Below are 10,578 nucleotides of genomic sequence, written 5' to 3'. Positions count from 1 at the left end.
CAGGGAACAGGGAACACACCGAACAGAGATTAAGAAGGAATATTCAGGCATTTTCTTCAATAACCAACATTATTTCCCTTATACGGTAAGCCTTTTCGGATTTTATCAAAACAATTTAGCATATTAGGTACTGAAGAACCTCATTTCTGAATATAGAAAATAAGAAAAGGAATAGCTTATTTCCATGGCGTGGTCAATTTTCGCCCCAGTTAGTTGAGTATCTTTTAGCAGAAAACAGCTCTAATGATTTTTCTATACTAGATCCTTTTTGTGGTTGTGGAACTACTTTATATGAGGCAGCAAGAAAAAACTTTACCTGCTATGGAACTGATGTAAATCCTGCTGCCTATATTTTTTCATCAATAATCAATTTTTGCGCCAGGGTAAGCTCATCTAATTTAGTATAAAAATGACTTGACAAAAGAATCAGAATAGGGAGCAGAAATAATATACTTGACACAGAAGAAGAACAGTGAGATGACAAAAATACCTGCCCTGAACACTATCTTCATCAATCTTTATGTCATCTGGATTTAAAACCAAGCCAACTGTAACCAAGAAAAAAGCTAATCATGGACAAGTAGCATCTGTAGAAGCGATTCACCAGAGTTTAGTGGAGAACTTGAGAGATATCAAAGACCCCAGAATAGAAAGAACAAAGAAACACAACCTTACAGATATCCTGGTCATAGCAATTATGGCGGTGATAGCCGGAGATCCACCAGACAAACAAGCAAAAGCCATCGCCACAGTGTTAGAACAAGCCGAGTTACTTTATCAATCTTAGGGTATAATTGGCTCAAAAATGCGAACAATAGCCGAAATTAACGACAAAATCAGCCGCCAACGTGCAGTAGTATTGACTGTAGAAGAACTAAAAGCACGAGTTGCTGAAGTTGGTATTACTCAAGTAGCCAAAGAAGTTGATGTCATTACCACGGGTACATTTGAGCCGATGGAGTCCAGTGGTGCAATTATTAACCTGGGACAAACTGACCCCCCGATTAAAATTCGCCGCTGTTGGATAGATGGCGTACCAGCCTACGCAGGGTTTGGGGCGGTAGATTTATACTTGGGTGCAAGTTGTCCCGTAGATACCATGGATGGGGAAGAAGTCCGAGAACATGGCGGTGGCCATGTGATAGAAAATTTGATCGCTGGGAACCCCGTACAGATCAGAGCTTTGGGACAAGTAACAGATTGTTACCCCAGGGCGAGCTTTGAAACTACCATTACCCGTGACACCATCAATCAGTTCTATTTATTCAATCCGCGCAATCTTTACCAAAACTTTATTGTCGGCGTTAATGGGGGCGATCGCCCACTATTTACTTATCTAGGTCCTTTACAACCGAGTTTAGGAAATGCGGTTTACTCTAACCCCGGTGCAATTTCCCCCTTACTCAACGACCCAGATTTACAACTAGTTGGCATTGGTACCAGGATATTCTTAGGTGGTGGTATTGGCTATGTTGCATGGGAAGGAACTCAACACTTCCCCTTACAAAAACGCTTACCCAATCATACACCCATTGGACCGGCTGCCACTGTAGCCTTAATCGGCGATGCTAAACAAATGAATCCCCAGTGGGTGCGGGGTTGTTACTTTAAAAGCTATGGTCCCTCATTAATGTTGGGTGTAGGTGTCCCCCTCCCGGTATTAAATGAAGAGGTAGTTAAATATTGTGCCGTCCAGGATAAAGACTTAGTAGCGCCCATCGTAGATTTTTCCATTCCTCGGCGAGTTCGTCCTACCTTTGGACTGGTGAGTTACGCCCAACTCAAGTCAGGGCGGATCACCATTGATGGTAAAAATGTCAGGGTTGCTCCCCTAGCTAGTATATTATTTTCTAGGGCGATCGCCACGGAATTAAAAGCGTGGATTGGTGCGGGTACTTTTACCCTCACAGAACCAGTGGCTCAAATTCCCATGGACAGATCATTTTTACCCCAAGATCGCTGGACAGATTTTTAGCATGGGGAATGGGGAAGTGTTCATCTTCCCCCCTTTCCCCGTCTTTACGACTCGTGATACTTATGAGCAAGAGTTTTTAACCAGGGGATATCAGCGAATTGCCAAATTTACTTGACATGAAAATCCTAGAATATCACTCCTGAACTGGTTTCGCCCGTTTAATGGGCTTAGGAGCAGGCGCTTTCGGTATCGGTTTAGATACCGCCAATGGTTCGCCGGCTGTTTTCTTGATTGGTTTTGGGGTTTCCCCATTACGTCTGCGGGGAAATGGCTTTCTCGCACCACCACCAGCACGGGGACTACCTTTAAAGGGCGGTTTGCGTTTTTTGGGTAGATCCGCGATCGCCTTAGCTTTTTCTACTACCAATACGTCACCTTCCCGCTTGGCTTGAAAGTCCCAGAACTTGCTCACAGCTTTGGTGGTCAACACACCCCGCAGTTTCAACTTAAAATATTTGGGTTTATCACCAGTTTTCCGGGGAGCTTGCTTAATTTTGACCACTAAACTTTTAGCGTCAAAAGACTGGTAAACTACCTCACCACGCACGGAAAAAGTACCATCAGCCATTTCGGAGGAAGATAGCACTTCACTTGTAGATTCTTCTTGGTTTTTGGGTAGCTCATCATCGGTTTTGTGTAAATCTTGGATGAAGGAATCTTGCTTGTCCTGTTCTGTGGGCTGTTTAGCCAAATTTTCTGGATCCCAAACCCCCACAATTTGCAGGTGTAAGGTGTCGTTTTCTTGGCGGGTGCGTGGGTAAACTACCCACAAATGATCTTTCTCTAAATCTAGGTGATTTTTGACTAAGCTCATAATCCGTCCCAGGAGAACAGCGTTGAGTTGCACGCCATCTGTGGTTATCAGGGTACCTTGAGTAAATTGTTCGCTGCTAGCAAGGTAACGACCCCGGACTAACCCGATGGCTCGGTATTGCATTGTTTCACTGGGTGGTGGGATTGGTTGCACCCGATGAAGCTCAGTTTCATTTGAGCTGGTGTCACTAGGTTGAAAATGGGAATTTTCCAGGTCAGAGGCCTGGACTGCTACTGTATGACCATTAGCAGCTTGATGGTTGGTAGAAAAGTTAGAAGATTCAGGTGAGGGCATCAGGTGGGAATTCATAAAAACTCCTTGCGGCGGAGACACATCCCAATTATGGGATTTAACGAAGGCAACTAAAAACAGGGTTTGTGCGGTTAATGAAAATATATTAGCTGTTCACAAACCTACACCAGGGCGAGCCATACAATGAGAAGGAAGCTACATTAATGTATTAACACAAATATAACTGGGAGCCTTTACACTGGTTTGGGAAGCATATCATAAGTAAATTTCTGACGGATCCTCCTAAAGTCATCACTTTTTTTAGCAATGTGAATAGTTAATTGTTATAAAATTCACAGGCCATTGGCGGTATTCCGCAAGCTTTTGGAAATTTTTCGCCTTGTGATTTATGTAAATGATCATGTCGTTTGAATCTTGGAGTAAAACTAAACTGTGTCTCAACCGCGCAATACTTGGAAAATTAAGATTGTTTTAGCCTTGGGAACTATTTCCTTTCTAGGTGCTTCCCTAATTCCGATTATTGGATCCTTGAAAAATCCCCCGCCCTCAACTGAAAATACCCCTGTCAGCACAGCCTCATCTGAGCAATTATCACAGTTGCAAGACCAAGCAAAAAGTTATGAGTTGGTTTTACAACGGGAGCCAGAAAATCAAACTGCGCTCAATGGTTTATTGCAGGTGAGGCTACAACTTCTGGCTTTAAATCAAGGTGATATTAAAGCAGTCATTGAACCTCTAGAAAAACTCACTCAACTTAATCCAGAACGGTCTCAATATGGGGTGCTATTAGCCGAAGCCAAGCAGCAAATAGGCGACCAGGAAGGATCAGCCCAAGCTTACCGCTCAGTTTTAACCACTAACCCCGGTGAGTTGAACGCTTTACGGGGTTTGGTGGCTCTGTTGCTCAAACAGCAACGTCCTGATGAGGCTGTGAGTTTGCTCGAAGACACTCTTTCTGGAAAGACAACCCAAACGGGAAGTTTGGATAGGGGAGCTGTACAGGTTCTATTAGGTACTGTTCACGTTTCCCAGAAACGCTATGGGGAAGCTACCTCTATCTATGAGCAAGCAATTAAGAATGATCCTCAAGATTTTCGTCCCGTTTTAGCAAAAGCATTGCTCCTCAGAGAACAGGGTAAACCAGATGAAGCTCAACCTTTATTTGATAACGCCCTGGCTTTAGCACCTGCTCAGTACAAAGATCAAGTTAATAGGGCTATCGCTCCCCCCACTTCTGCGCCTACTCCATCGCCCACAAAACCAGGAGAGTAACTACATTATTTACAGTGATAAATTACACTCTGATAGCAGCCAGGATGCCAAAAATCAGAAATAGACATCCGCCAGTAAAAGTGAGTTGACGTTCCGAAATACGTCCGGCAATCAGTTTACCTCCAATCACGGCGATCGCAGTGCAAATTATATGCCCTAACACTGCACCCGCAGCTACTCCCACAGGGTTATATCTGGCTGCTAGGGCAATTGTGGCTATTTGCGTGCGATCGCCCCATTCTGCTATAAATGTCAGGGTGAAGGCTTCTATGAAAATTGCTAAGGGGCTTTTTGACTTTCTTTGTAAATCTGCCTTATATACTGCCTCTTTGGCCTCATTGATTACTTCTATCTCCGAGCCTGACTCAGGCATTTTACTAGCTTCATAGAGCAGTTTGATCCCGAATCCTAGAAATAATAGTATTTCCGCATACTTGAGGTAAATTTCTGGTAAGAAAGATACAAACCTCCCGAATATGACAGACAAAATTGTCATGGCGGCTAGTGCGCCGGCTACACCGATTAATACCAGCTTACGCGAGTATTTCATCGCTAAAATTACGCCTATAAAAAATGTTTTATCCCCTAACTCGGAAACTGTAATTAGTAACAAACCTGCTGTAAATGCTGTTAACACTCTCTTTAACTCCTGAAGGATTTTTTACCTGTGTGGAGCTTCAATGAGAGTGGCAAAACTTCACTGAGAGCTACACACAATTTTTTGTGTAAACTCAGTGAAGGTCTCGCTGCCAAATCAAATATTTATCATATTATCATTTGTCATCTGAACCAGGTTCATCACCAGTATGTTGACTCAGATGTTTAAAATAAAGTGACTTTATTTTAAAGCTACTCCCCTTCTCTATAGACTTAATTATACACCTATTCGCGATGGGAGTCAAGCAATATTTATTCTTGCTTAACTCCACTGGATGTTTTTAGAAGCTGTGCCTACTATTGAGCACTGCTAACTGGTTCTGGCATAGCTGAAGAGTGATGTTCTGCTATGAGCCATTGATTGCCGACTTTATTATAAACAAAGGTGTATCTGGCTGGAACTTCCTGAGTCTGACCATTACTGGTAAGTTTAAATGTATATGTTCCTGAATCAATAGCTACACCACAATACAGGCGAATACTGCTGTAATTAATACGCCCTACGGGCTGCTTTTGTAAGAAAGTTACAAAATAGTCCTGAATTTCTTCATGATTTCGTCGCACTTTGTTAGAAACTGTAGGCAACAAAATAGCATTTCTCGCATAGTTGAGAGTGACTTTATTTGGGTCACCTGTCTGTAAAGACCCGTTCCATCGGTCAAACAGTTCGGCAATTTCTGGTCTAGTTACCTCGGGACATTGAGTTTGGGCTTGGAGAGGAGTGATTTGTAAAACCGTTATACTAGCAAGTGCAGCACCAACAATTGATGCTAGTGCATAGGGAAGAAATTTTGTTGCCATAAATAAATTTTGTTTGGATCTTGACGGGACTGTAAACTGTGAATACTCCCTCTTGTGAGCGGTTTAAGAGTGAATATGATAGCGGTGTATGCTTCCCATTAGTTTGAGGTTATCCGGGTGAATATTCCCATATCAACGGGAATTATAGAAGAATAAACTATTAATATTAAAATAAATATTGATTTCTTAATATTACTACAATTTAGTATTCACACTCCCCGGTTTTCTGAACCGGGGGAGCTTAACCTCAAAAGGTCTTTTACCAGGTTTTGTCAAACTAGTAATGAGGTTTCGAGTGCGAAAACTTCCTAATATTTGCGCTCCTTTGGTTCAAACATATTAATCACCACTGGGCGATATTGAATATCAATACCCGATGGAGAATAATAAGCCATGGTGTGTTGCAGAAAGTTGACATCATCCCGCTGGGGATAGTCTTCGCGGAAATGTGCACCGCGACTTTCTTGGCGATTTATAGCTGAGGCTAAAATTGTTTTTCCTACTACTATTAAACTTTTTAGTTCTAAGGCTTCTACTAGTTCTGTATTCCAGCAAGTACCCTGATCATCTAAATAAATCTCAGAATATTGCTGTTGCAATTGTGTTATTTTATCCCAACCTGCGCCCATTAATTCGGCGGTGCGAAACACACCACAATGCTCAGTCATGCAATCCTGGAAAGCCTGACGCACTTGGTTAATTCGATATTTTCCTGGTTGTTCTATTAAGGTTTGTATTTCTGCGTGAGCTTGTTGAATGTAACTTTGCTCATCTACATTGGGTAACCGCCGTTTCTGGACATATTCAGCGATCGCCGCCCCGGTACGCTTACCATAAACTACACATTCTAGCAGCGAGTTACTACCCAGACGGTTAGCACCATGGACAGATACACAAGCGGTTTCACCAGCAGCAAAAAATCCTTCTACTAAATGATCACCACTGCTGCGGACTTGACCATCTGTATTCACAGGGATACCACCCATACAATAGTGATTAGTGGGACGAATGGGTATAGGTTGAGTTACAGCATCCACACCTACTAAACGGTGTGCTTCTTCCCAACAGAAGGGGACACGACTCATAATTTTTTCTTTACCCATGTGTCGCAGGTCAAGATAAACAAACGGACCACCCGCACTACCATCAGGATGAATACCACGACCAGCGCGAATTTCATAGGCGATCGCCCGCGAGGTAATATCACGGGGGGCTAGTTCCATGCGACTAGGTGCGTAATTTTTCATAAAGCGATCGCCATCACTATTAATCAAATAAGCCCCTTCTCCCCGCACAGCTTCAGAAATCAGTACCCCGACCGGATACAAACCAGTGGGATGAAATTGCACAAATTCCATATCTTCCAAAGGTAACCCTGCCAAAGCAGTCATAGCCAAACCGTCACCCGTAGAAGCATAATCATTAGAAGTGGTATTATAAACGCGACCATAACCACCAGTCGCAAACATTACCGCCTTAGCTCGTAATACTTCTATATGTCCATCGAGCAAGTGAAACATCACCACACCCTTCACCTCACCTGATTCTAAAATCAGGCGCATCACATACCACTCTTGATAAACTTGCACACCATAACGCCGCAAATTGTTCACCAACTCATGGAGAATCGCGTGACCAGTTTTATCCGCAGCGTAACAAGTGCGATTATGGGAATGTCCGCCAAAAGCCCGTTGAGCAATCCGACCATCAGGTAACCGCGAGAATAAAACACCCATGTGTTCCAAGTCAATCACCACATCTGGCGCTTCTTGGGCGAGAATTGCTACCGCGTCCTGGTCTGCTAAATAGTCAGACCCCTTGACAGTATCAAAAGCGTGTGCTTCCCAACTATCTCCTGAATCAACATTTTTGAGTGAGGCCGCCATTCCCCCTTGAGCTGCTACCGAGTGGGAACGTATCGGGTGAGTTTTAGCCACCAGAGCCACATTTAAACTAGGGTCAGTACGGGCAATTTCCACCGCAGCACGACATCCGGCTAATCCACCACCGACTATAATCACATCATGTTCGAGCATAATTAACCCTTTGTGCAATCACTTGTTGTTCTATGTTAGTAGAGCAATTCATCTACCCCATTTCACTCAGCAAAAGTGGTGTGAGCATTCCATCCATGGCTAAAGGCAAAAAATAATAATACTGGTATGTTATCTATGTCATCTATCTCAAGATAGATATTAGGGTAAGCATTGATAAATCAAAACATTGGGGTTCAGAATACAGTCATATTGTGATATATAATTTAACAGTTATATTGATATAATTATGTAAATTTACTTTCAACGAATCAACTTCAAGTTCCCATACCTGTTGATGCTTTTAACCCCAAGTAGGTAAAAGCAAACATTAAATAATCCTATGGTGCAAAAAAACAATCAATCATCTGCACGCTTTCGTTCCGCCACAGAGTTTCCCAAAACCATTGAGGGACTTAACAACAATGAAGTTGATATCTTGTATCAAGAAATGCGAGCTTGTCTAGTTTTCACAAATCGTAGTCGTTCCCAGTTGCTCCGCAGAAATAAAGAACATAAACAACGGATGCAAGTTCTAATTAACCAACTGAAACAGGAAAAAACAGAAGTTGCCGAAGTTTACCGCCAGACTGTGGTACAAATGGAAAATGAAATCGGCTCCATGAGTCGATATTTAGACCAACTTTCTACAGCCTTTGATTCTGTCTCAGATATTGAGAATCCAGAACAAGCACACTGGAGTTATTTATCTTTTCCCAGCAGGTTCTTCAAATTGGTGCAAGCAATTAAATCAATTGTACTATGGTGGCGGGAAGAAAAGACCCAGGAAACAGTAAAATTACCATCTGTCAATGTATCCTCCTCTCCTATTATCACTGAGGAACCGGACGACAAACCACAAATGTCTCAAGACCCCCGTTCAATCGGAAAATCTCTTTTAGATAATGAGTCATAAAAATCATGGGTAAAAAACGCCTCAATCAACTGTTAGAGGTTCTCAAGGACAATTACCAGCGAGACTTGCACAATTCCGCCGCCATTTACACAGTTGCGCAAGTGGCCATAAATGAACTAAACCAGGAAGTTTACCAGAGCAATGAACCCGCCATAGCTGCTTTACCTTTTGCACCCAATTTACTAGATAAAGATCAACTTCTACAACAGTATGGCTCCTATAATGGGTGTCGCCAAGCAGCTAAAGAACGGGGAATTAAATTTTCTCGAACTCCTAGCTGGGAACAGCTAGCAGCAGCTTTGAGTTATGCAGAAATTTTACAAAAAATCATCACAAATTATGTCACTACATACCCTTACCCACAGCTACAAGGAACTAAGTTTGAGTTAGTTTTCCCCGTTGGTGATGAATATTAAACTAAGCCGGTCGGTCACCCAACCGACTCGTCTTCAAAACCGTACGTGAGACTTTCACCTCATACGGCTCCTCGGTAATATGGTTCTTGTCATGAATACCTACAAGACTTCCATCACTGGCTGTCTTCTTGTCGTGGCAATGTCTGTGCAATAGTTGTAGATTTTTGGATTCATCTCTTCCACCTTTAGAAAGGGGTAAGATGTGGTCTACTTCCATTACATCACTGTCCCTAAAGTAATGCCCACATTCTGGACATTTACCCTTTTGCCTCTTAAGTAGAGTCGATACTCTTTTATTGGCTTCGGGATGGTTTGTCATTCTTGAACTCCAATATACCCAATCACCGTCAAATGGCGAGGCGTTGCCTTTAACCTTGATATGACGTGCAATAGGGGTTTCTGGGTGTCTATGCAGTTTTATGAATTTGTCATCCATCTTTACTGCAAATTCCCAGTTGTTACCTCCGATTGTATGCCAGTATTTATTGGTTATCCATTTATCGGTTTTGTTGGGGTGTCGGCGTTTTGCCCATCTGTAAAGTCGTTGAAAAACCTGATTAGAAATATTACTGAAGATTTTTTTACTTACTACCGATGAGTAGTAATTACACCATCCCCTAATTATAGGATTAAGTTTACCTATCAATCCCAATTGTGTTGTTGGTAGGTTTCTTTTGATGGTGCTAGAAACCTTTTCGTGATGTCTCTTAACAGATTTCTTAGATGGGGTGATGATGGTTTTAAATCCTAGTATTTCCTTCTGCGTATTCAATCCTGAGTTGTATTTACCAACTGAACATTGCCTCACATTGAAGCCAAGGAAATCAAATCCAGGTTTTTCTGATTGATGTTCATACAAGGTATGAGCCAATCTGGTCTTACTAGGTTTTAGTTCCAATCCCATTTCATTTAGCCATTTGACTAAGATTTCCCTGCATTGTTCAATAACTGTGATATTTTCATGCAGAATGACAAAATCATCTGCATATCTTATGATTGATATTGCAGCCGCCTTATTTGTTTTAGAACCTTTACCTGGTAATTTTGAAGCATATTCTTTAAGAATTTCTTCCATACCGTGTAATGCTACATTTGCCAAGATAGGGGATATGACACCACCTTGTGGTGTACCTTCTTCTGTAGGGAATAGGACTTTGCTATCAACCACACCTGCTTTCAACCACACTTTGATTTGACGGCGTAGTTTAGGGTAGGTGTTCAGTTTCTTTAACAATGCTTGATGGTTAATCTTGTCAAAGCATTTTGCAATGTCAGCATCTAATACAAATTTGGGTTTGTACCTGATAGCATTGAGTATTGCTTGTATGGCATCATGACATGAGCGCCCTGGTCTAAATCCGTATGAATTAGGTTCAAACTTGGCTTCCCATTCTGGCTCTAAAGCTAGTTTGACAAGCGCTTGTAATGCCCTATCATACATT

The 10,578-nt window shown here is 42.2% G+C and carries 11 protein-coding genes; 6 read left to right on the top strand and 5 right to left on the bottom strand.

What is annotated here, in order from left to right; all coding sequences use genetic code 11:
- The first annotated feature begins 146 nt into the window (after positions 1-146).
- The 3 genes from NWP22_RS02620 (at position 147) to NWP22_RS02610 (ending at position 1,975) form a co-directional block, all read left to right on the top strand.
- Positions 147-407 carry a DNA methyltransferase gene (locus tag NWP22_RS02620; protein ID WP_342393868.1) on the top strand — a complete coding sequence of 87 codons (261 nt, stop codon included), beginning with the start codon at positions 147-149 and terminating at the stop codon, positions 405-407.
- 113 nt (positions 408-520) lie between these two features.
- Positions 521-787, top strand: coding sequence for a transposase family protein (locus NWP22_RS02615; protein ID WP_271734428.1), 267 nt, complete (start codon positions 521-523; stop codon positions 785-787).
- 18 nt (positions 788-805) lie between these two features.
- The gene (locus tag NWP22_RS02610) at positions 806-1,975 is read left to right on the top strand and encodes a homocysteine biosynthesis protein (protein ID WP_271734429.1); all 1,170 of its coding nucleotides are present in this window, start codon (positions 806-808) and stop codon (positions 1,973-1,975) included.
- Positions 1,976-2,108: 133 nt separating this feature from the next.
- On the opposite strand, the gene NWP22_RS02605 is transcribed toward NWP22_RS02610, so the two are convergent.
- Positions 2,109-3,098, bottom strand: coding sequence for a hypothetical protein (locus tag NWP22_RS02605; protein WP_271734430.1), 990 nt, complete (start codon positions 3,096-3,098; stop codon positions 2,109-2,111).
- Between the two features lie 375 nt (positions 3,099-3,473).
- Between NWP22_RS02605 and NWP22_RS02600 the strand changes: the two genes are divergently transcribed.
- Positions 3,474-4,313: a tetratricopeptide repeat protein gene (locus NWP22_RS02600; RefSeq protein ID WP_271734431.1), complete on the top strand. Its 840-nt coding sequence runs from the start codon at positions 3,474-3,476 to the stop codon at positions 4,311-4,313.
- A 22-nt stretch (positions 4,314-4,335) separates the two neighbouring features.
- Here NWP22_RS02600 and NWP22_RS02595 read toward each other — a convergent pair whose 3' ends face one another.
- The 3 genes from NWP22_RS02595 to NWP22_RS02585 form a co-directional block, all read right to left on the bottom strand.
- A complete protein-coding gene (locus NWP22_RS02595) occupies positions 4,336-4,950 on the bottom strand; it encodes a TMEM165/GDT1 family protein (protein WP_271734432.1) in 615 nt (204 codons plus the stop codon).
- 317 nt (positions 4,951-5,267) lie between these two features.
- Positions 5,268-5,771, bottom strand: coding sequence for an SgcJ/EcaC family oxidoreductase (locus NWP22_RS02590; RefSeq protein WP_271734435.1), 504 nt, complete (start codon positions 5,769-5,771; stop codon positions 5,268-5,270).
- 308 nt (positions 5,772-6,079) lie between these two features.
- On the bottom strand, positions 6,080-7,807 hold the full coding sequence (locus NWP22_RS02585) for a succinate dehydrogenase/fumarate reductase flavoprotein subunit (RefSeq protein WP_271734438.1): 1,728 nt from the start codon (positions 7,805-7,807) through the stop codon (positions 6,080-6,082).
- A gap of 340 nt (positions 7,808-8,147) precedes the next feature.
- Between NWP22_RS02585 and NWP22_RS02580 the strand changes: the two genes are divergently transcribed.
- Both NWP22_RS02580 and NWP22_RS02575 read left to right on the top strand, forming a co-directional pair.
- The gene (locus tag NWP22_RS02580) at positions 8,148-8,720 is read left to right on the top strand and encodes a hypothetical protein (protein ID WP_271734441.1); all 573 of its coding nucleotides are present in this window, start codon (positions 8,148-8,150) and stop codon (positions 8,718-8,720) included.
- Between the two features lie 5 nt (positions 8,721-8,725).
- Positions 8,726-9,136, top strand: coding sequence for a hypothetical protein (locus NWP22_RS02575; protein WP_271734443.1), 411 nt, complete (start codon positions 8,726-8,728; stop codon positions 9,134-9,136).
- A gap of 1 nt (position 9,137) precedes the next feature.
- Here NWP22_RS02575 and NWP22_RS02570 read toward each other — a convergent pair.
- A partial coding sequence (locus NWP22_RS02570; protein ID WP_280801474.1) for a group II intron reverse transcriptase occupies positions 9,138-10,578 on the bottom strand: 1,441 nt, incomplete at its 5' end.

It is taken from the genome of Anabaenopsis tanganyikae CS-531, assembly GCF_029891675.1.
Lineage (GTDB): Bacteria > Cyanobacteriota > Cyanobacteriia > Cyanobacteriales > Nostocaceae > Anabaenopsis > Anabaenopsis arnoldii.
This window is presented reverse-complemented; position numbering and strand designations above follow the sequence as displayed.

What these genes read in the sequence shown, in the direction of transcription:
- NWP22_RS02615 (WP_271734428.1), top strand. Translation starts at nt 521, where the DNA reads ATGTCATCTGGATTTAAAACCAAGCCAACTGTAACCAAGAAAAAAGCT.
- NWP22_RS02610 (WP_271734429.1), top strand. Translation starts at nt 806, where the DNA reads ATGCGAACAATAGCCGAAATTAACGACAAAATCAGCCGCCAACGTGCA.
- NWP22_RS02605 (WP_271734430.1), bottom strand. Translation starts at nt 3,098, where the DNA reads ATGAATTCCCACCTGATGCCCTCACCTGAATCTTCTAACTTTTCTACC.
- NWP22_RS02590 (WP_271734435.1), bottom strand. Translation starts at nt 5,771, where the DNA reads ATGGCAACAAAATTTCTTCCCTATGCACTAGCATCAATTGTTGGTGCT.
- NWP22_RS02585 (WP_271734438.1), bottom strand. Translation starts at nt 7,807, where the DNA reads ATGCTCGAACATGATGTGATTATAGTCGGTGGTGGATTAGCCGGATGT.
- NWP22_RS02580 (WP_271734441.1), top strand. Translation starts at nt 8,148, where the DNA reads ATGGTGCAAAAAAACAATCAATCATCTGCACGCTTTCGTTCCGCCACA.
- NWP22_RS02575 (WP_271734443.1), top strand. Translation starts at nt 8,726, where the DNA reads ATGGGTAAAAAACGCCTCAATCAACTGTTAGAGGTTCTCAAGGACAAT.